At 69.0% G+C, this 19,926-nt stretch carries 18 protein-coding genes; 11 read left to right on the top strand and 7 right to left on the bottom strand.

Annotation, left to right across the window (positions count from 1 at the left end; translation table 11 throughout):
* The first annotated feature begins 17 nt into the window (after window positions 1-17).
* Together ON29_RS25625 and ON29_RS25620 are read left to right on the top strand one after the other, a co-directional pair.
* Window positions 18-1,331, top strand: a complete 1,314-nt coding sequence (locus tag ON29_RS25625; RefSeq protein WP_083864068.1) for a citrate synthase — start codon at window positions 18-20, stop codon at window positions 1,329-1,331.
* A gap of 37 nt (window positions 1,332-1,368) precedes the next feature.
* Window positions 1,369-1,728, top strand: a complete 360-nt coding sequence (locus ON29_RS25620; RefSeq protein WP_040870217.1) for an FKBP-type peptidyl-prolyl cis-trans isomerase — start codon at window positions 1,369-1,371, stop codon at window positions 1,726-1,728.
* A gap of 87 nt (window positions 1,729-1,815) precedes the next feature.
* Here the strand turns inward: ON29_RS25620 and ON29_RS25615 are convergent, their stop codons facing one another.
* The 6 genes from ON29_RS25615 to ON29_RS25590 all read right to left on the bottom strand — a co-directional run bounded on the left by ON29_RS25615 (window position 1,816) and on the right by ON29_RS25590 (window position 8,586).
* A complete protein-coding gene (locus ON29_RS25615) occupies window positions 1,816-2,985 on the bottom strand; it encodes a YhgE/Pip domain-containing protein (RefSeq protein ID WP_040870216.1) in 1,170 nt (389 codons plus the stop codon).
* A gap of 68 nt (window positions 2,986-3,053) precedes the next feature.
* Window positions 3,054-3,464: a nuclear transport factor 2 family protein gene (locus tag ON29_RS25610; RefSeq protein WP_040870214.1), complete on the bottom strand. Its 411-nt coding sequence runs from the start codon at window positions 3,462-3,464 to the stop codon at window positions 3,054-3,056.
* Between the two features lie 349 nt (window positions 3,465-3,813).
* A complete protein-coding gene (locus ON29_RS25605; RefSeq protein ID WP_083864067.1) occupies window positions 3,814-5,184 on the bottom strand; it encodes a sensor histidine kinase in 1,371 nt (456 codons plus the stop codon).
* A complete protein-coding gene (locus ON29_RS25600) occupies window positions 5,181-5,885 on the bottom strand; it encodes a response regulator transcription factor (protein ID WP_373283920.1) in 705 nt (234 codons plus the stop codon). Before ON29_RS25600 ends, ON29_RS25605 begins: the two co-directional genes overlap by 4 nt.
* A 126-nt stretch (window positions 5,886-6,011) precedes the next feature.
* The gene (locus ON29_RS25595; protein ID WP_040870241.1) at window positions 6,012-6,398 is read right to left on the bottom strand and encodes a hemophore-related protein; all 387 of its coding nucleotides are present in this window, start codon (window positions 6,396-6,398) and stop codon (window positions 6,012-6,014) included.
* A 124-nt stretch (window positions 6,399-6,522) separates the two neighbouring features.
* The gene (locus ON29_RS25590) at window positions 6,523-8,586 is read right to left on the bottom strand and encodes an AMP-binding protein (protein ID WP_040870212.1); all 2,064 of its coding nucleotides are present in this window, start codon (window positions 8,584-8,586) and stop codon (window positions 6,523-6,525) included.
* A 320-nt stretch (window positions 8,587-8,906) separates the two neighbouring features.
* Here ON29_RS25590 and ON29_RS34015 point away from each other — a divergent pair, with 320 nt between their 5' ends.
* The 6 genes from ON29_RS34015 to ON29_RS25560 all read left to right on the top strand — a co-directional run bounded on the left by ON29_RS34015 (window position 8,907) and on the right by ON29_RS25560 (window position 16,591).
* Window positions 8,907-12,629: a sensor histidine kinase gene (locus ON29_RS34015; RefSeq protein ID WP_217999292.1), complete on the top strand. Its 3,723-nt coding sequence runs from the start codon at window positions 8,907-8,909 to the stop codon at window positions 12,627-12,629.
* Complete coding sequence (locus ON29_RS25580) at window positions 12,626-13,039, top strand: roadblock/LC7 domain-containing protein (protein ID WP_011207200.1); 414 nt, start codon at window positions 12,626-12,628, stop codon at window positions 13,037-13,039. The genes ON29_RS34015 and ON29_RS25580 overlap by 4 nt, the downstream gene beginning before the upstream one ends.
* 7 nt (window positions 13,040-13,046) lie before the next feature.
* Complete coding sequence (locus ON29_RS25575) at window positions 13,047-13,421, top strand: DUF742 domain-containing protein (protein WP_014981573.1); 375 nt, start codon at window positions 13,047-13,049, stop codon at window positions 13,419-13,421.
* Window positions 13,402-14,004: a GTP-binding protein gene (locus tag ON29_RS25570; protein ID WP_174186021.1), complete on the top strand. Its 603-nt coding sequence runs from the start codon at window positions 13,402-13,404 to the stop codon at window positions 14,002-14,004. The genes ON29_RS25575 and ON29_RS25570 overlap by 20 nt, the downstream gene beginning before the upstream one ends.
* 51 nt (window positions 14,005-14,055) lie before the next feature.
* Window positions 14,056-15,651, top strand: a complete 1,596-nt coding sequence (locus ON29_RS25565; RefSeq protein ID WP_040870211.1) for an acetyl-coenzyme A carboxylase carboxyl transferase subunits beta/alpha — start codon at window positions 14,056-14,058, stop codon at window positions 15,649-15,651.
* An 82-nt stretch (window positions 15,652-15,733) separates the two neighbouring features.
* Window positions 15,734-16,591: an aldo/keto reductase gene (locus tag ON29_RS25560; RefSeq protein ID WP_040870210.1), complete on the top strand. Its 858-nt coding sequence runs from the start codon at window positions 15,734-15,736 to the stop codon at window positions 16,589-16,591.
* A 21-nt stretch (window positions 16,592-16,612) separates the two neighbouring features.
* On the opposite strand, the gene ON29_RS25555 is transcribed toward ON29_RS25560, so the two are convergent.
* The gene (locus ON29_RS25555; RefSeq protein WP_040870208.1) at window positions 16,613-17,716 is read right to left on the bottom strand and encodes an NAD(P)-binding domain-containing protein; all 1,104 of its coding nucleotides are present in this window, start codon (window positions 17,714-17,716) and stop codon (window positions 16,613-16,615) included.
* 89 nt (window positions 17,717-17,805) lie between these two features.
* Between ON29_RS25555 and ON29_RS25550 the strand changes: the two genes are divergently transcribed.
* From ON29_RS25550 to ON29_RS25540, 3 genes are read left to right on the top strand one after another with little or no spacing between them, the layout of a single operon-like run.
* Complete coding sequence (locus tag ON29_RS25550; protein WP_040870206.1) at window positions 17,806-18,534, top strand: enoyl-CoA hydratase; 729 nt, start codon at window positions 17,806-17,808, stop codon at window positions 18,532-18,534.
* Window positions 18,534-19,676: an MBL fold metallo-hydrolase gene (locus ON29_RS25545; protein WP_051175582.1), complete on the top strand. Its 1,143-nt coding sequence runs from the start codon at window positions 18,534-18,536 to the stop codon at window positions 19,674-19,676. The genes ON29_RS25550 and ON29_RS25545 overlap by 1 nt, the downstream gene beginning before the upstream one ends.
* A 38-nt stretch (window positions 19,677-19,714) precedes the next feature.
* Window positions 19,715-19,921 carry an antitoxin gene (locus tag ON29_RS25540; RefSeq protein WP_040870205.1) on the top strand — a complete coding sequence of 69 codons (207 nt, stop codon included), beginning with the start codon at window positions 19,715-19,717 and terminating at the stop codon, window positions 19,919-19,921.
* Window positions 19,922-19,926: the final 5 nt, after the last annotated feature.

Here is a 19,926-nt window from a genome sequence, read left to right as displayed (position 1 = left end):
CTGAGAGGGATCCTTCCGTGCCCGCTGAGAACATCATCAACGTCGACGACGACGCCAAGCCGGTCCTTTCCTACCCCGGCGGCGAGTTCCCGATGACGGTCACCAGGGCCGCCGAGGGCAACGACGGGATCGAGCTGGGAAAGCTGCTGGCCAGCACCGGGTACGTGACATACGACCCGGGTTTCATGAACACCGCCCCGACCAAGTCGGCGATCACCTACATCGACGGTGAGGCGGGCATCCTGCGCTACCGCGGCTACCCGATCGACCAGCTCGCGGGGGCCTCGACCTTCATCGAGGTCAGCTACCTGCTGATCTACGGCGAGCTGCCGACCCAGGCCCAGCTCGAGGACTTCACCGACCGCATCCGCAGGCACACCCTGCTGCACGAGGACCTGAAGCGGTTCTTCGACGGCTTCCCGCGCAACGCGCACCCGATGCCGGTGCTGTCCTCGGCGGTGAACGCGCTGTCGGCCTACTACCAGGACTCGCTGGACCCGCGCGACCCCGAACAGGTCGAGCTGTCCACCATCCGGCTGCTGGCGAAACTACCCACCATCGCGGCCTACTCGTACAAGAAGTCCGTAGGCCAGCCCTTCCTCTACCCGGACAACTCGCTGAGCCTGGTGGAGAACTTCCTGCGGATGACCTTCGGCTTCCCGGCCGAGCCCTACGAGGTGGACCCCGAGGTCGCCGCGGCGCTGGACATGCTGCTCATCCTGCACGCCGACCACGAGCAGAACTGCTCCACCTCGACCGTGCGCCTGGTCGGCTCGTCCGACGCCAACCTGTTCACCTCGGTGTCCGGCGGCATCAACGCGCTGTGGGGCCCGCTGCACGGCGGCGCGAACCAGGCCGTGCTGGAGATGCTCGACAGCATCAAGGCGGGCGGCAGCGACGTCAAGGAGTTCATCCGCAAGGTCAAGAACAAGGAAGACGGGGTGAAGCTCATGGGCTTCGGGCACCGCGTCTACCGTAACTACGACCCGCGCGCCTCGATCGCCAAGAAGCACGCCGACGCCATCCTGAGCAAGCTCGGCGGCCACGACGAGCTGTTCGACATCGCCCAGGCCCTGGAAGAGGCCGCGCTCACCGACGACTACTTCATCGAGCGCCGCCTGTACCCGAACGTCGACTTCTACACCGGCGTCATCTACAAGGCGATGGGCTTCCCGACCCGGATGTTCACCGTGCTGTTCGCCATGGGCCGGCTCCCCGGCTGGATCGCGCACTGGCGTGAGATGCACAGCGAACCGCTGAAGATCGGCCGTCCGCGGCAGATCTACACCGGCTACGGCGCCCGCGACTACCGCGAGATCACCAATCGTTGACGAAATCCATCCATCACCTATCGAAGGGGATAGCCGAATGACCAAACCGGAGATCGAGTTCCAGGCAGGGCCCGCGCCCACCGAGCTGGTGATCAAGGACATCATCGAGGGCGAAGGCAAGGAAGCCGTGCCCGGTGGCACTGTGGAAGTGCACTACGTGGGCGTCGAATTCGAATCCGGCGAAGAGTTCGACTCCTCCTGGAACCGCGGTGAGTCCATCACCTTCCCGCTGCGCGGCCTGATCCAGGGCTGGCAGGACGGCATCCCCGGGATGAAGGTCGGCGGTCGTCGTCAGCTGACCATCCCGCCGGAGCTGGCCTACGGCCCGTCGGGAGCCGGTCACCGCTTGTCCGGCAAGACCCTGGTCTTCGTGATCGACCTGCTGAACGCCAACTGATTCGCGGCGCGGCCCAGTGCCCGCCCGCAATCCGTGAGATGTATGGCCCGTGTTCCGCTGAGGGACACGGGCCATCGTCGTATCCGCCTATCGCCGGACGATCTCGACGGGGTCGATGAGGGCGGAGGCCAGTGCGGATTGCTGACTGCTGTTGCGCTGGGGGAGGGCGGCTACGGCCTTGTCGGTCTGGGTGTTGAGGTTGTGGACGATGCTCTGCAACTGGTCCACGCCGCCGGTGAGCCGGCTGATGGCGTCGACAAGCTGGGCGCCCCCCTGTTCGGCGAGCTGGGGTAGGCCCTCGGCGAGCTTCGCGCCCTCCGACAGCTGCGCGCTCGCACCGGTCAGGCGGTCGACGACGGTGCGAAGCAGAGTACCGAGATCGGTGTCCGGGTCGACCGCGCCGCCGACGAGCGAACCGAGGCCGGTCAGCTGAGAGCCCGCCTGCGCGGACACGCTGCGCAGGGCGTCCAATTTCCCGATGATGTCGGCCAGCGCCGGATCGTTCGCGAACGGCAGCGCGCGCAACAGCGGCAGGATCTGGTCCAGTCCGCCGCTCACCGTGTTCGCCGTGCGTTCCACCTGCGCGATCGTGATGCCGGTCGAATCGAGGGCGGCGGCGAGCTGGTCGGCTTGGGCGGCGGCGCCGTCGACGGTGGAATTCAGCAGCGCGATGGCCGAAGTGAGCTGCGCCGAACCCGATTCGGCTGACTCGAGGAAGCCGAGCAGCTGGTCGGCGCCTGCGCTGAACTGGTCGGCCCCCGCGGCGGCCGCGCCGACGCCCGCGTCGAGCAGTTGGGCGGTGAACCGCACCTGTGACAGCTGGGTCCTGGCCTGGGTGACGGCGGTGAGGGCGGCGTCGACCCCCACCGCCCCGATCCGCTGCGTCACCTCGGTCACCGCGCCGTGCACCAGGTCGGCGTCGGCGTCTTCGTTGGTGTCCACGGTGACCTCGGCCCGCTTCGGCTCGGGCCCGGCCAGGGTGCCCAGCGATTCCGTGAGATCGGCGGGCAGCGTGATGACCGCGGCGTAGTCGCCGGTGCTCGCCTCGCCCGGCGCGGCGGCGGTCCATTCGTAACCACCCGCGTCCTGCAACGCCTTGACCACGCGCGCACCGGTGGGCCCGGTATCGGCGTTGACCAGAGCGATTCCCGTCGGCCCCCGATCATTCCCGGTACACGCGGTGATTCCGGCGCCGAGGGCACCGGCCGAGAGGAGCGCAACGGCGAGAATGCCCCAGCGGGCCCGTTTTTCGATCACGCCGCAGACCCTAAACGCGAGTTATGGCGCGCTCCTGGGCGTTTCTCTGAGAGTTGAGTAAGGGTCGGTCAGTCCTCGCGCATCCAGGCGAGCATGATCCGTGTCTCGCGCAGCCGCCAGCCCGCGGGCGTGCGCACCACGGTGCAGGTCATGCGGAGTCCGCTGGTCTGATGGGGCGGTTGGCCGTCGCGGTAGAAGTACACGAACGAGTTCGCGGAGGCCGCGGCCCGGTCGCCGTCGACGTCCACCAGCAGGTCGGTGGTCGTGTGCTGGGTGAGTTCCCCTTCCACCTCGGACTGCCGCATGAATTCCACGACCTTGTCGATGCCACGGACGCGGATACGCGGCGAATGGACCTCCACATCGTCGGCGAAGACGGTACCGGCATCCGCCAACCGCTTCTCGTCGAGCAGGCGGGCGAAACGAGTGAACAGGTCGGCGATCTCGATGCGGTCGGCGAGCAGGGTATCGGTGGACATGACGCCATTTCGTTGGAGTGGCCAATGTTGGTATGACCAACAATACATCGGATGGTTGGCTACGCCAATGATCTTTTCGCGCTAGTCGCACCGACTGGTGCCGACCCTGAGGTTGTGCCGTGGTTTGGGGAGGAACTCGGAGGTCCAGGCGCGGTGTCGCGTTCGCAGGCCGACGTGCCCGGCTCACCCTCAACCCCGGGTTGCGAGCGAAGCGAGACCGAGCATGTTCCGTTCGCGGCCCGGCTCGCGTCCGAGTGGCCGCCGCGTCCGCGACGCAGTCGCCAGCGGTGGTCGCTCGGACGCGAGCCATAAAGGGGCCGCGAACACCCAGCGCCGCAGGCGCTGGAAATCAAACACTGCCGGGCAGATCCAGGACCAAGCGGATTCCGCCGAGCGTGCCTTCATCGAAATATGCTCGGCCGCCGTGTAATTGGGCCTGCTGGGCCACCAGCGCCAAGCCGAGGCCCGAGCCGCCCTTGCTCGCCTGGCTGCCGCGGAAGAAGCGGTCGAAGACGGCTTCGCGCTCCTCCGGCGGGATGCCGCGGCCGTTGTCGTCGATCGAGATCACGATGTGGCCGCCCCGCCCGCGGTGCGCGGAGACCAGGGCCTCGGTGGCTCCGCCGTGTTTGACCGAGTTGGCCAGCGCGTTGTCCACCGCCAGCCGCAGTCCGGCGGGCAGGCCGCGGGTGACCAGTTCGGCGTCGGAATCGATGCGCACGGTGAGGCCGGGGAAATGCCGCATGGCGTCGTGTGCGGCCTGGTCGCACAGGTCGCCGACGTCGGTGGCGACGTGGTCGCGCTCGTTGGTCAGGTCGCCGGTGGCCAGCCGCTCCAGCGCCGCGAGCGTGGTCTCCACGCGGCCCTGGCTGCGTTGCAGGTCGTCGAGGATCTCGGCCCGCTGCGCCTCGTCCAGGTCGAGGGTGCGCAGCACCTCGAGGTCGGTGCGCATCGCGGTGAGCGGGGTGCGCAGCTCGTGGGCGGATACGGCGGCGAAATCGCGGGCGGTCTCCAGTGCCGCGGCGGTCTGGGCATGCGCCTGATCAACCCGCTGCAACATGGTGTTCACCGCGTCGGCCAGCTGCTCGGCCTCGTGCACGCCCGCGCCCTCCACCCGCGCCTGTGGATTGCGGGGATCGGGATACGCGCTGCGCGCGCCTACCTGCCGGGTGAGCCGCACGATCGGACGCACCGCCGCGCCCGCGAGCAACCAGCCCAGTCCCGCGGCGGCGGCGATGGCCAGCAGAGCGCCGCCGAGCACCCACCGTTGCTGCTCGGCGGTGGCCTCGGCGGCGCCCGCGGCGGGGATGCCGAGCGAGACCACCCGGCCCGCGGGTTGATTCTCGGTGGTGGTCAGGATCCGGTACGGGGTGCCGCTCACCGCGACGGTGCGGGAACCGGTCGGCTGCGAGGGCAGTTCGGTGGGGGTGCTCGCGACGACATCGCCGTTGTCCCGGACGGTCACGGCCATGTCGTTGTTCAGCCCGGTCAGGCTGATGAACCGGACGGCGAGCTGCGGCTCGATCAGCACGATCCGCGCCGCGACGGCGAGCTGCTGGTCGGACTGCTGCACGTTGTTGCGCTCGATGGCACGAATGCTGATCAGGCTGATCAGGGTCACGATGATGATCGCGCCCGCGGCCGCGGCGCCCGCGACCCGGGTGCGCAGCGAAAACGACCGGCGCCGACGGGTTTCCGGCGGTGCGACGGCGGGCACGGTCATTTCGGTGCTCGGAGCACGAATCCGACGCCGCGGATCGTGTGCAGCAGCCTGGGGGTGCCGTCCACCTCGAGTTTGCGGCGCAGGTAGCCGACGAAGACGTCCACCACGTTCGTGTCGGCGGCGAAGTCGTACCCCCACACCAGTTCCAGCAGACGCTCCCGGCTCAGCACCACGCCGACGTTCCTGGCCAGGGTGGACAACAGCTCGAATTCCCGCTTGGTGAGCTCGATCTCGCGGCCGTGCAGCAGCGCGCGATATCCCGCGACGTCCACCTCGAGCGGGCCGACGGTGACCGCGCCCGGTGTGGTGGGGGCGGGTGCGTCGGACCGTCTGCGCAGCAGTGCCCGGATCCGTACCACCAGTTCCCTCAGCACGAACGGTTTGACCAGGTAATCGTCGGCGCCGGACTCCAGTCCGGAGATGCGGTCGTCCACCGACGCGCGAGCGCTGAGCACGCAGATCGGCACCTCGTTGCCCATCGCGCGCAAGGCGGTGACCACCCCGGCGCCGTCGAGCACGGGCATGTTCATGTCCAGCACGATGGCGTCGGGCGCGTTCTCGTTCACGCTGCGCAGCGCTTGCGCGCCGTCCCTGGCCACGAGGACTTGGAAGCCGGACAACCGCAGCCCGCGCTCGACCGAGGCGAGCACGTCCTCGTCGTCGTCGACAACGAGGACCGTCGGATTCGGAGTCGAGGTCACGTCATCCATTCTGCTCCCCGCCTCCGGTGAAACCTCGCGTTGTGCGAGTCGGGCACGCGGGATACGGGTTCACGACCCGCCGGGGTGCCGGAGCGAACCCGGCGAGTCGTCCATCTCCGCGCGGGATCAGTAGTTGTGGCAGGTCTCGGCCACGACCCGGATCGTGTCGCGCAACTGCGTGGTTCGCGGGTCGTTCTCCGCCTGGCGCACCGCGTCCGGGTTCTCGTCGATGGCCCGCCGCAACTCGGCCCGGCGCTGCTCGACCGGCTGGTCGAACCTGCGCTGCAACTCGGCCTTCTGCCTCGGGTTCGCGTCGAGCACCGCGGCCAGCTGCGGCGCCTTGTCGTGCAGCGCCGCGTCGACCTGGGCGAACGAGCAGTCCGAGGTCAGCAGCGGCTCTGCGTATTCCATCGGGCCCGCGCCTGCGATGGCGGGGCTCAGGAACAACGTGACCGTGGCGAATCCACCTGCGGCGAGAGCGGCGACGGCGGGGCGGCCTACGGAACGTTTCATGATGTGTTGCCTCCAGATCATCGATTCGGTTTCGGGGCGGTCTCGAGGCTATTTCGAACGGTTGGCACCGATCTGAACATCCTCTGAGGAAACTCTGAGGACGTTGCACCGGCGATATGGAAACCTAGGACGGCACAACCGGATCCACGCCGGGCGCCACCACGTCATCGGTGTTCTCGCTGTTGTCCCGCGCCGGGTCCCGCCACTCGGGGCGCGCCGCGCGGATCTGCTGCTCCAGCGCCGCGAGGACGTCCGGGTCCTCGATGGTGGAGGGCACTTCGAACGTCTCACCGGAGGTGATCTGCCGGATGGTCTTACGCAGGATCTTGCCCGACCTGGTCTTGGGCAGCGCCGTCACGACGACGGCGTCGTGCAGCGTGGCGATGGCGCCGACCTGGGCGCGCACCCGCTCGATCAGCTCGTCGCGCAGGCGGTCCGGATCGATGTCGACACCGGACTTGAGCACCACGTAGGCCAGCGGCCGGTGCCCCTTGAGTTCGTCGGGCAGCCCGATCACGGCGCATTCGGCGACCGCCTCGTGCCCCGCGATGGCCGCCTCGATGCTGCCCGCCGAGAGCCGGTGCCCGGCCATGTTGATCACGTCGTCGCTGCGGCCGAGGACGTACAGGTAGCCGTCCTCGTCGAAGTAGCCGGAGTCGCCGGTGAGGTAGTGACCGGGATAGGCGGAGAGATAGGAGCGCCCGTAGCGGGCGTCGTCGCGCCAGAGGCCGGTCAGCGTGCCGGGCGGCAGCGGCAGGCCGATGACGATGTTGCCCTCGGTGTTCGGCGCCACCGCGTTGCCGGAGGAGTCGAGCACCCGTAGTCGGTAGCCGGGTACCGGTACCGAGGCCGAGCCCGGTTTGATCGGCAGGCGCTGCAGGCCGAGCGGGTTAGCGCAGATCGGCCAGCCGGTCTCGGTCTGCCACCAGTGATCCACCACGGGGCAGTCCGAGCGACCCGCGAGCAGGGTTTCCTCGGCCCAGGTGTAGGTGGCCGGATCCAGGCGTTCGCCCGCGCAGAACAGAGCGCGCAGTGAGGACAGGTCGTGGCGGTGGGCCAGCTCGGCGCGAGGGTCCGCCTTGCGGATGGCGCGCAGCGCGGTCGGGGCGGTGAACAACACCTCGACCTTGTGCTTGTCCACCACCTCCCAGTACGCGCCCGCGTCCGGCGTTCCGACCGGCTTGCCTTCGTACAGCAGCGTGGTAGCTCCGACCAGCAGCGGCGCGTAGACGATGTAGGAGTGACCGACCACCCAGCCCACGTCGGAGGCGGCCCACATCACCTGGCCCGCGTCGATGTCGTAGATGTTGCGCATCGACCAGGCGAGGGCGACCGCGTGCCCGCCGTTGTCCCGGACCACGCCCTTCGGCTTACCGGTGGTGCCGGAGGTGTAGAGGATGTAGAGCGGATCGGTGGCGGCGACCGATACCGGATCGGCCGCGGGCGCGTCGCGTACGGCGTCGTCCCAGTCGAGCCACTGCGCGGCCACGGTCTGCGCCGAACTCGGCAGGTACTCGGTGGCGGGCTGCGGCGCGGGGAAAGGGATCGTGTCGAATTGCGGCCGCTGCTTGACGATCACCGTGCGCGGCGCGGTCGTCTCGGCGAGATCCAGCGCCTGCAACACGATGGGCGGGTATTCGATCTTCTTGCCCGGTTCCAGGCCGCCGGAGGCTGTGATGATCAGCACCGGCTCCGCGTCATCGATGCGGGCGGCCAGTTCCGGGGCCGCGAAGCCGCCGAACACCACCGAGTGGACCGCGCCGATGCGAGCGCAGGCCAGCATCGCGATCACCGCCTCGGGGATCATCGGCAGGTAGATCACCACCCGATCGCCCGCCGAGACGCCCAGCCGGGCCATCGCACCGGCGAACCGCGACACCTCGTCGAGCAGCTCGGCGTAGGTGTAGACGACGGTGGCGCCGATCATGGCCGAGTCGTAGATCAGGGCGGGCTGGTCGGCGAGATCGGGGGCGCCGGGCATGGTGGGGTGCACGTGCCGGTCGAGCGCGTTGAAGGAGGTGTTCAGGCGAGCGCCGGAGAACCACCTGGCCACCGGGCGGGCGCCGGTATCGACGATCTGCGCCGGAGGTACGTCCCAGTCGATCGCCTCGGCCGCGCCGGCCCAGAACTCGGCGGGATCCACCAAGCTGGTCTGATAGGCCGGTCGATACTCGTGCCGCACGTTCAACCCCGTGACTCCCTAGCCTCGCCTCGATGCCCGCCTCGATAGATCTGGTTGATTGTGGCAGACTTCACGCGACGCCCGGGCGGGTGCCGCTACCTTTGGTTTTGCCTGGAACTGGCAGGTCAATGATCGCGATATCACGCCCAGTCACCCAAGAAGTTATTGATCCGTTAGAATCTGATGTCACTTATTTGGGCCGTCGTAGACGCAATTTCTCGGCCAGCCGCAGCTCTCGGCCAGCTCCACCTGTCGAGCCAAGCACGCGAATGTGGAGGTTCGGTTGATGGCGCGTGGTAGAGGCCAGTTTGGAAAGTGAGTGGGAGATGCGTGACGCCGCTAGGTCCGGCAGCAGCCGCTGGGCTCTGGGCAACTGGGACCTGCGCTGGAAGGTGACGGCGGTGCTCGCCGTGCCTCTGGCGGTCGCGGTCGGGCTCGGCGTGTCCAGGATCTCATCGGAGTTCGCGGACTCGAACCGGCTCGCCGACATCTCGGAGAATGTCGCCGCGATCCCCTCGGTCACCGCGCTGAGCGCGCAGACCGCCACCACCGCGGGCTCGCAGATGATCTCGCTGGGCTCGAACCAGTCCGTGGTGACCGACCAGAACCTCGCGGATCTCGACAAGGCGATCGCCAACGCCGAGAAGGCGGTCACCAAGCTCGACGGCGTGCCCGGCGCGCGCACCGCCATCGACAGCATGCTCACCCAGGCCAAGGGCGTGCGTGCCCAGGGCAAATCGGTCTCCACCGGCCCGCCGTCGGACACTCTCGCCCTGATCGACCGCGTCCGCAGCGACAGCGTCCGGATCGTCGAGACCACGGTCGGCCAGGTCAGCGACACCGCCGTCGACGCCGCCAAACTGCGGCTGGTCGACTCGCTCAACACCCGTGCCACGCTGGTCAGCGAACTCGCCGCCTTCCCCGAGGTGCTGCGCTCCCAGCAGTCCGGCGTCCAGAACTTCCTCATCGCCTCCAACACCGAGCGCGCGCTGCTCAACGTGCTCGCGCATCGCTTCTCCGACGGTGACACCTCGATCGCCGACCTGCGCGCCGGCATCGACACCAGGATCGCGCTGTTGACCAGCCCGCAGGCGCAGGCGGGCCAGCTTCCCGTCGGCGACCTGAAGAAGTCGCTGACCGACAGCCTCGCGGTCTACGAGCATGTCGTCGGCAAGGCGACCAAGGACATCGACTCCGCGATGAACTCGCTGGTGACCACCGCCCAGCGCGACGCGTGGACCTACACCGCCGTCGTCATCGCGACCATCCTCGCCGCCCTCCTGCTCGCGGTCTTCGTCGCCCGCTCGATGATCGTCCCGCTGCACCGGCTGCGGTTGGCCGCGCTGCGCGTGGCCGAGAGCGACCTGCCGCACGAGGTCGCCCAGCTCCGTAACGGCGCCTCGCCGGAAGAGGTGCCGCTGGAGCCGATGCCGGTGCGCAGCACCGAGGAGATCGGCCAGCTGGCCCGCGCGGTCGACGACATCCACGGCCAGGCGCTGCGCCTGGCGAGTGACCAGGCGAAGATGCGTTCGCAGGTCAACGACATGTTCGAGACCCTGGCGCGGCGCTCGAAGTCGCTCGTCGACCATCAGCTCACCCTCATCGAGGCGATGGAGTACGACGAGAAGGACCCGCGCCTGCTGGAAAACCTCTTCCGGCTCGACCACCTCGCCGCCCGCATGCGCCGCAACGGCGACAACCTGCTGATTCTGGCCGGTACCAGGCAGCGCCGCGCCAAGTCCGCCCCGGTCGAGATCGCCGACGTGCTGCGTGCCGCGATCTCCGAGGTCGAGGACTACGAGCGCGTGAAGCTCGGCGCCACGCCGCGCGGTTCACTGAAGGAACCCGCTGCCTCCGACCTCGCGCACCTTTTCGCCGAGCTGCTGGACAACGCGCTGCGCGCCTCGCCGCCGGAGACCGACGTCAAGTTCACTTTCGCGCAGGCGCACGATCAGGGCCTGCTCATCGAGGTGGCCGACCGCGGCATCGGTATGCCGCCCGCCGAGATGGCCGACATCAACCACCGCTTGGAGCAGACCGCCGAGCCGGGGCCGGACACGGCCCGCCACATGGGTCTGTTCGTGGTCGGCAGGCTCGCCGAGCGGCACGGTGTCACCGTGCGGCTGCGCCCGACCTTCGACACCGCGCGCGATCCCGGCGTGACGGTGACCGTGCACGTGCCGGTCGGACTGATCGTCGCGGGCAAGCCGAGCGCGGCGCAGGCCGTCACCCCGCAGCCGCAGCCCGTCACCCCGCAGCCCTCGCCGCAGGCCGCCGCGCCGCAGCGTCCGTCGTCCATGCAGATGCGGGCCGTCACCCGGACTCCTGGGGGCAATGTCATGGTCACTGTCGATCCCGGGGTGAGCGGCCCGATTCCGGTCGCCGGCGCCAAGCCCACCGGCACGCCCAGCGGTCCGATCCCCACCGGCCCCGGCGGACTGCCGCAGCGGCAGCCGGGTTCGGCGATGTCGTCGAGCGGAATGCGCTCGGAGGCGCAGCAGTCGGCGACCAGCCTGCGGCCCGCGCCCGGACAGCAGGCGCCGAGCGGTCCGCAGCGCGGCAAGCTGGCCGCGGCCAACCTGCCCAAGCGCAACCTCACCCCTGGCGGTCCGCCGCCGCGCCAGCCCGGTGGTCCTGCGGAGCAGTCCGGTTCGGGCCTGCCGCCGCGCGACCCGAACTCGGGCGAACTGCCCCTGCGTCAGCCGGGTGCCAATGGTGTGCCGCAGCCGAGCACGGGTCTGCCGCAGCGGCAGCCGGGCACCAATGGTGTGCCGCAGCGGGACGCGTCCAGCGGCCTGCCGCAGCGCGAAGCCGCTTCCGGAGGTCTGCCGCAGCGCGACCCGGCGGGCGGTCTGCCACCGCGCGAGACCGGTCTGGGTGGTCTGCCGCCGCGGGAAAGCGGTTTGGGTGGTCTGCCGCAGCGTGAGTCCGCCGGTGGCCTTCCGCAGCGTGAGCCGGGTTCGACCGGCCTACCGCAGCGGCAGCCGGGTTCGAACGGTGCGCCGCAGCGTGACTCGGCCTCCGGTGGTTTGCCGCAGCGCGAGTCGGCTTTAGGCGGCTTGCCGCAGCGTGAGCCGGGTTCGACCGGTCTGCCGTCGCGTGAGTCGGCTTTGGGTGGTTTGCCGCAGCGTGAGCCGGCTCGACCGGCCTGCCGCCGCGGCATCCGGCGCCCAACCTCCCGCAGCGCGACGCCGCGCCCGGTGGTCTGCCACAGCGCGAACCCACCGGCGGTCTTCCGCAGCGGGATTCCGGCGCCCATCGCCTTCCGCAGCGCGATTCCGTCAACGGCTTGCCGCAGCGTGAGCCGGGCTCCGGCGCGCGTGCCCGCTGTCAACGGTCTGCCGCAACGGGATTCGGCTTCCAACGGTCTGCCGCAGCGTGACGCGCCGGGTGGTCTGCCGCAGCGTGAGGCGGGTGCGGTGAACGGTCTGCCGCAGCGTCCGCCCGCACCGTCGAGCCCGCCGCAGCGCGAGAGCGGGCTGACCGGTCTGCCGCAACGGCAGCCGGGCGCTCAAGCGCCGCAGCGCCAGCCGGTGCCGCCGGGTATCGCGCTGCCGCAGCGTGGCCAGCATGCCGCGAGCGAAGAGCAGCCCGCCACCGCGCCGGGGCGCGATCCGGGCAAGCACAGCTTCCGGTCCAACCCGGCCAAGACGGCCTCGTTCTTCCAGACCAGGTTGCAGCCCGCGGACGAGTCGGGGGCGTCGATGGGCGGAACGCCGATCTTCGCCGAGATGATGTCGGCGTGGCTGTCGGATCCCAACGCGGATCGGTCCCAGGTGGCCGCCTCCTTCGAATCGCCGGGTGACGAAGGTTGGCAAGCGGCTCGGCGCGCCAGTGAGGCGCAGCCCGAGACGAAAACGGCTGCCGGCTTGCCGCAACGCAATCCGGGCGGAAGGCTTGTCCCCGGCGGCGTAAGCGGTGCGGCGGATCGGGCGCCGCGCCGTGACCCAGAAACGATCAGGTCCAGCTTGAGTCGTCACCAGCAGGGCGTCCGGGATGGCCGCGCAATGAGAGCAATGAACCTAACCGGAGATAAAGGAGACCGATGAACCCCGATCTAGGTGGTACGAATCGTCAGCTGGATTGGCTGGTTTCGAACTTTGCCAACGAGGTTCCTGGCGTAGCCCATGCCGTCCTGGTCTCGGCGGACGGCCTACTCATGGCCGCGAGTGCCCAGCTGCCCGTCGACCGCGCCGAACAGCTCTCGGCCGTCACGGCCGGTCTGGCCAGCCTGTCGGTCGGCGTCTCGAATCTGTTCGAGGGCGGCACCGTGCTGCAGTCCGTCGTGGAGATGGAGCACGGCTACCTGCTACTCATGGCTGTCGGCGACGGTTCCTATCTCGCGGTGCTGACCAACACTTCGTGTGACATCGGTCAGGTCGGTTACGAGATGGCTCTGTTGGTCGAGCGTGTTGGCCAGACTGTTCAGGCCACGCCACGCGTCACGATGGGTTCCTGATGGTGGGATGGACATAGAAGATCACCGCGTGGGGAGCGCCGAGCCGAGCCTCGTACGCCCATACTCGCTGACCGCAGGCCGTACCAGGCCCGCGGTCGAGTTGGCGTTGGAGGCTCTCGTCGCATCGCATCCGGTCGCCCTCGAGCGGCAGTTCGAACTGACCAACATCGAGACGTCAATCGTGGAGTTGTGCAGAGAATCGCCGTCCGTTGCCGAGGTAGCAGCCCGATTGGGCATCCCTATCGGGGTGGCCCGTGTGCTCGTGGCCGATTTGATCGAGGCCGGGCACGTACGCGTATCGGCGACTTTGAAAGACGATTCCAGCGACGATGAGCGTCGCGAGCTGATCGAAAGGGTTCTCAGTGGACTCCGGCGTATTTGATTCGACGGCGCAGGTCGACACCCGTACCAGCAAGCCGACATCGGCGAAGATCGTGGTCGCCGGTGGCTTCGGCGTCGGGAAGACCACGTTGGTCGGTGCTGTGTCGGAGATCGTTCCGCTGCGCACCGAGGCGTTGGTGACCAACGCCAGCGCCGGGATCGACAACCTGACCGGCATTCCGATGAAGTCGACCACCACGGTGGCGATGGACTTCGGCCGGATCAGTCTCGCCGACGATCTGGTGTTGTACCTGTTCGGCACGCCTGGCCAGTATCGGTTCTGGTTCATGTGGGACGACCTGATCCGTGGCGCCATCGGCGCCGTCGTGCTGGTCGACACCCGCAGGTTGGAGGACAGCTTCGCGGCCGTCGACTACTTCGAAGCGCGCGGCCTGCCGTTCCTGGTGGCGCTCAACGAATTCGACGACGCGCCGCGGTACCCGATCGAGGACATCCGGCAGGCGCTCGCCGTGCCCGCCGATGTGCCGATCCTGTCCATCGACGCGCGTCGTCGTGAGCCGGCCAAGCAGGCGCTGGTCGCGCTCACCGAGTACGCGCTGCGCAAGGTGATGCAGGGCTACTGAGTGCTCGCGCGGCTCGCCGGAGCACCGGGTAGGGCCGGATAGGCTCGCCCGGTGCGTACTTCGGCGCGAGAGTTACTCGAGCAGTTGCTCGACACGGACTCGTTCGTCAGCTGGGACCGGCCGCCGGTGACGGTGGCCGCTTCCCCGCAGTACCGCGATGCCTTGCGAAAGGCGGCGGTCGCGGCGGGTACCGACGAATCGGTGCTCACCGGCGAAGGGCTGCTGCGCGGTCGCCGCGTGGCCGTGATCGCCTGCGAGTTCGGGTTCCTGGCCGGCTCGATCGGCGTGGCCGCGGCGGAGCGGATCGTCTCTGCGGTCGAGCGCGCCACCGAACTGGGACTGCCGCTGGTCGCTTCGCCGACCTCCGGTGGGACCAGGATGCAGGAGGGCACCGTCGCCTTCGTGCAGATGGTGAAGATCGCCGGTGCCGTGGCGGCCCACAAGTCGGCGGGTCATCCCTATGTGGTCTACCTCCGCAACCCGACGATGGGCGGCGTTTTCGCTTCCTGGGGCTCGTTGGGCCACATCACGTTCGCCGAGCCCGGGGCGCTCATCGGGTTTCTCGGCCCTCGGGTCTATCAAGCGTTGTACGGCAGGTCTTTTCCGGAAGGCGTGCAGACCGCGGAGAACTTGTATCGCCGCGGTGTCATCGACGGCGTCCTGACGATCCCGGTCTTCCGCCGCATCGCCCATCGCGCACTGAGCGTCTTCAGTGGCATCGAGCTGCCCGATTCCGCTGCGGTGCAGTCGAACTCCGAGCGAATCGCGCCGCGGCCGCAGGGCCCGGTTACGCCGGAACGTGCTCAGGAATCTGAAAGTGTTGAAGCGGAACGACTTCGGCTGGATGAAGGGCGAAGCCGTGCTGCGGACGATCGGGTGTGGCAGTCGGTCCTGATCTCCCGCCGCCCGGAGCGGCCCGGCATCCGGGAGCTCTTACGTCATGTGACGCAACGAGTTCCGCTCAGCGGCACCGGTCAGGGCGAGTCCGATCGCACCGCCGTGCTCGCCCTCGGTCGTTTCCGGGGCAGGCCGTGTGTGGTGTTCGGGCACGACCGGCGCGGCCAGCAGGGCGAGAACACCATGGGCCCGGCCGCGCTGCGTGAGGCGCGGCGCAGTATGGCGCTTGCTCGGGAGTTGCGGCTGCCGCTGGTGCTGGTCATCGATACGGTGGGCGCGGCGCTGTCGAAGGAGGCGGAGGAGCGCGGACTGGCACCCGAGATCGCCCGCTGCATCGCCGATCTGGTGACGCTGGACACCCCGACCGTCTCGGTGCTGCTCGGCCAGGGCACCGGCGGTGGCGCGCTGGCGCTGCTGCCCGCCGACCGGGTGCTCGCCGCCACGCACGCGTGGCTCGCCCCGTTGCCGCCGGAAGGGGCGAGCGCCATCGTCTTCCGCGATACCGACCATGCTGCGGAATTGGCCGCGACACAACGGATCGGTGCCGCCGACCTACTGGACGACGGCGTGGTGGACCGGATCGTGCCGGAGTTTCCCGACGCGGCGGACGAACCGGTGGACTTCGCCCGGCGGATGGTCGCGGCGATCGCGCACGAACTGGCGACCTTGCGCGCACGGCCGGAACCGGAGTTGCTCGCGGCGCGCCAAGCGCGGTACCGGCGGCTCGGTCTGCCCGGTATGACGGGCTGACCGCAGGTTTACCAGCAAATTGCAGGCCAACACACCAGAGCGCGTGATTGACGGTTCGCCGCCACACTTCTACCGTCGGAATGTGACCTTCAAAAGCGAGACCAGCACCGTTCCCTCGATCGTGCTGAACGACGGGAACGTGATCCCGCAGCTCGGCTTCGGCGTGTTCCAGGTACCCGCCGAGGACGTCTTCTCGGTCGTCACCACCGCGCTCGAGGTTGGCTACCGCAGCATCGACACCGCCGCGATCTACGGAAACGAGGAGGGCACCGGCCGGGCGATCCGGGAATACGGCCTGCCCCGCGACGAGATCTACGTCACCACCAAGCTGTGGAACGCCGACCAGGGCTACGACTCGACGCTGCGCGCGTTCGACGCCAGCATGCAGCGGCTCGGCCTGGACTACCTCGACCTCTACCTCATCCACTGGCCGGTGGCCGTGGCCGACCGCTTCGTGGACACCTTCCGCGCCTTCCAGGCGCTGAAGTCACAGGGCCGGGTGCGGTCGATCGGCGTCTCGAACTTCACGATCGCGCACATCCAGCGGCTCATCGCCGAGACCGGTGAGATCCCGGTGGTGAACCAGATCGAGCTGCACCCCAGCTTGGCGCAGCGCGAACTGCGTGAATTCCACGCCGCCAACGCGATCGCCACCGAGGCGTGGAGCCCGCTCGGACAGGGCACACTGCTCGACGACGCCACCATCGCCCAGGTGGCCGCCGAGGTCGGTCGCACGCCTGCGCAGGTGATCATCCGCTGGCATCTGCAACTCGGCAACGTCGTCATCCCGAAGTCGGTGACGCCGTCGCGGATCGCGGAGAATTTCGACGTGTTCGGCTTCGAGCTGACCGCGGAGCAGATGGACGCGATCAACGGCCTGGACAGCGGTTCGCGCATCGGCGGGGACCCGGATACGCTCACGCTCGGACTGATCGACTGACGACCCGGGCCGCGCGCACCGTCAGCGCAGTCCGAGATGCCGGGTGAGTTCCAGCGCCGCCGTGCGCCCCGCGCGATTGGCGCCAACGGTGCTGGCCGACGGCCCGTAGCCGATCAGGTGGATGCGCGGATCGGCGGCGACCTGGGTGGCCAGCCGTCCCGACATGGTGATGCCGCCGCCGGGCCCGCGCAGTCGCAGCGGCGCCAGGTGGTCGAGGGCGCTGCGGAAGCCGGTGGCCCACAGGATCACGTCCGCCTGCTGAAAGGTTCCGTCGGCCCACCGCACGCCGCCGGGCTCGATGCGCTCGAACATCGGCAGTCGGGTGAGCGCGCCGCGAGCTCGTGCCGCTCGTAACCGGTCGTCGAGCGGCAGCCCGGTGACCGAGACCACCGATCCCGGCGGCAGCCCGCGCCGGACCCGGTCCTCGACCATCGCGACAGCGGCTCGCCCCGCCTCTTCGGTGAACGGGCCCTCGCGGAAGCGCGGCGGTGTTCTCGTGACCCAGGTCGTCGTGGTGACCTGGGAGATCTCGTCGAGTAGTTGAACGGCCGATATGCCGCCGCCGACCACCACGACGTGCTTGCCCGCGAATTCCACGGCACTGTGGTAGTCGTGGGTGTGTAGCTGGCGACCGGTGAACGTCTGCGCACCGGGATAGTGCGGAACGAACGGATTCTCCCAGGTGCCGGTGCAGTTGATCAGGCCGCGAACCCGGATGACGCCGGCCGCGTCGGTCTCCGCGCCGAGCACAGCGCCGCGATCGGCCGGGTCGCCTTCCGCAGTGCGATCACAGACCACGGTGACCGATACCCTGCGGTGAACGCGCAGGTCGAACCGCTTTTCGTACAGCTCGTAGTAGTGCGGGACAGCGGATGCCGCGGGCGCGGACGACGACCCCGGCGGCAACGTCTCGACGAAGGACATACCGGGCAGATCGTGCACCCGGTTGACCGTGTCCAAGGTGAGGGAGGGCCAGCGGAACTGCCACGCGCCGCCGGGCCCGGGGGAGCGATCGACGAGCAGGAAGTGCCGTTCGGGCCGCAGCCCGAGGCGCTGGAGGTGGTAACCGGCCGACAGTCCCGCCTGACCAGCGCCGATCACCAGGATGTCGAAGTCGGTCGGCACAGCCGGAGATCGTATCGCCCGGCGCGGAATGGGTAGCCCCCTGTGGCAGAGTGAAGAGATCAGACGGACCGTTCAGTCGGGGAGGTCGCATGCTCGGGGTCAGCCGGGACGGTGACGTGGTCACCATCGAACTTCAGCGGGAAGAGCGCCGCAACGCGCTCAACTACGAACTCGTGACGCTGCTGCGCGAGGCCGTGCTCGCCGCTGTCGCCGACCAGGCGCGAGTCATCGTGTTGACCGGGCGCGGCCCGATCTTCAGTGCGGGCGCCGATCTGTCCGGGGTGTATTCCGGAGATTTCCTGTCCGAGTGGCTGGAAACGTTGCACACCATCGAATCCGCGCCGATCCCGGTGATTTCGGCGATCAACGGCGCCGCGATCGGGGCGGGCGTGCAACTGGCGCTCGCTTCGGACCTGCGGGTGGTCTCGCCGGAGGCGTACATCGCCATTCCCGCGGCGAAACTGGGCATCAGCGTGGATCGGTGGACCGTGCGCAGGCTGGTCGCCTTGATCGGCGGCGGTCCGGCGCGCACGGTGCTGCTGGGCGCCGAACAGATATCGGCCGCGGACGCCTACGCCTTCGGGTTCGCCAACCGGATCGGTACGGCGTCCGACGCGCAGGCCTGGGGCAAGCAGATCGCGGCATTGGCTCCGTTGTCTCTGCGGCACATGAAGTTGGTGCTCAATGATGACGGAACGCGTGATCCGGAGACCGCGCAGCAGCGCGCCGCGCTGGAGGCCGCGTGGACGAGCGAGGACGCCAAGGAGGGTCGTTTGGCCAGGCAGGAAAAGCGCGCCGCGAAATTCGTGGGGCGATGATGGACATCAGACGCATCGCGGGCGCCGCGGCGGGCACGCTCGGCATCACCTGGGTCGTCCGGGCGGTGTGGGACATCCCTTCGGCGATGGGCGCTTCGATCTCGGCGATCCAGCCGTACGCGGTGGGCGCGGCGACCTATCGCGACCGCCAGTTCCACAACACCGAACCCAGTAGCCAGGTGGTCGCGGGTTCGGCTCCCTCGCTGCTGGTCTCGGCGTTGACCCAGCGCAACGCGGGCAGGCCGCGGGGCCCCATCCCGCTGCGGACGCCGCAGCAGCCTGCCGCGGCGTCCGCGCTCGCCGTCACCTGGTACGGCCACGCCACGACGTTGGTCGAGGTCGACGGGTACCGCATTCTCACCGATCCGGTGTGGAGCGAACGAGTTTCGCCGTCGGCGCTGGTCGGGCCCGCGCGGATGCATCCGGTGCCGCAGCCGCTGGCCGACCTGCCCCCGATCGACGCGGTGCTCATCTCGCACGATCATTACGACCACCTGGACAAGTGGACCGTGCGGGAGTTGGTGGCACGCCAGAGCGCGCCGTTCCTGGTGCCGATCGGTATCGGCGCCCACCTCCGGCACTGGGGTGTGCCGGAGGATCGCATCGTCGAATTGGACTGGGGCGGTTCGGTGTCGCTCACCGAACTCGGCCGGGACCGCGACGGCGTGGATCTCGTGCTCACCTGCACGGAGGCGCGGCATTTCTCCGGGCGCGGTCTGCTGCGCAACACCACGTTGTGGGCCTCGTGGTCGATCGTCGGGCCGACGCGGCGCGCCTACTTCGGGGGCGACACCGGCTACACCAAGGCGTTCGCCGAGGCGGGCGCGGCGCTCGGTCCGTTCGACCTGACGCTGCTGCCGATCGGCGCCTACGACGAGCGCTGGCCGGATGTGCACATGAATCCCGAGGAGGCGGTGCGGGCACACGCCGACCTGTGCGGCGGGAATGCCGGTCACGGATTGCTGGTGCCCATTCACTGGGCCACCTTCAATCTCGCCTTCCACGGCTGGTCCGAGCCGGTCCGGCGCATGGTGGCGGCGGCGCGGGCGGCGGGCACCGAGGTCGCGGTGCCCGTGCCCGGGCAGCGCGTGGACCCGTCGAGTGCCCCACCTGCGGATTCTTGGTGGGAGAATGTGGAGTGAACGACTTCTGCTAGTTGGCGACAGGAAGGATCACGGCGATGAGTTTCGCGGATACGGTCAAAGGCCTGGTCGACAAGGGTAAGGACGCGGCGGCCAAGAACGCCGACAAGATCAATTCAGCGGTGGACAAGGCCGGTGACTTCATCGACCAGAAGACGCACGGCAAATACACCGACAAGATCACCAAGGGCAAGGAGGCCGCCAAGAAGGTGGTCCCGCCGGACCAGTCCGGACCGCACGCCTGAGCGAG

The sequence above is a fragment of the Nocardia exalbida NBRC 100660 genome (genome assembly GCF_000308575.1).
Classification (GTDB): domain Bacteria; phylum Actinomycetota; class Actinomycetes; order Mycobacteriales; family Mycobacteriaceae; genus Nocardia; species Nocardia exalbida.
This window is presented reverse-complemented; position numbering and strand designations above follow the sequence as displayed.

Coding starts and splice junctions, on each gene's coding strand:
- ON29_RS25620 (WP_040870217.1), top strand. CDS start 1,369: ATGACCAAACCGGAGATCGAGTTCCAGGCAGGGCCCGCGCCCACCGAG.
- ON29_RS25610 (WP_040870214.1), bottom strand. CDS start 3,464: ATGTCCACCGATACCCTGCTCGCCGACCGCATCGAGATCGCCGACCTG.
- ON29_RS25605 (WP_083864067.1), bottom strand. CDS start 5,184: ATGACCGTGCCCGCCGTCGCACCGCCGGAAACCCGTCGGCGCCGGTCG.
- ON29_RS25595 (WP_040870241.1), bottom strand. CDS start 6,398: ATGAAACGTTCCGTAGGCCGCCCCGCCGTCGCCGCTCTCGCCGCAGGT.
- ON29_RS34015 (WP_217999292.1), top strand. CDS start 8,907: ATGCGTGACGCCGCTAGGTCCGGCAGCAGCCGCTGGGCTCTGGGCAAC.
- ON29_RS25580 (WP_011207200.1), top strand. CDS start 12,626: ATGAACCCCGATCTAGGTGGTACGAATCGTCAGCTGGATTGGCTGGTT.
- ON29_RS25575 (WP_014981573.1), top strand. CDS start 13,047: ATGGACATAGAAGATCACCGCGTGGGGAGCGCCGAGCCGAGCCTCGTA.
- ON29_RS25550 (WP_040870206.1), top strand. CDS start 17,806: ATGCTCGGGGTCAGCCGGGACGGTGACGTGGTCACCATCGAACTTCAG.
- ON29_RS25545 (WP_051175582.1), top strand. CDS start 18,534: ATGGACATCAGACGCATCGCGGGCGCCGCGGCGGGCACGCTCGGCATC.
- ON29_RS25540 (WP_040870205.1), top strand. CDS start 19,715: ATGAGTTTCGCGGATACGGTCAAAGGCCTGGTCGACAAGGGTAAGGAC.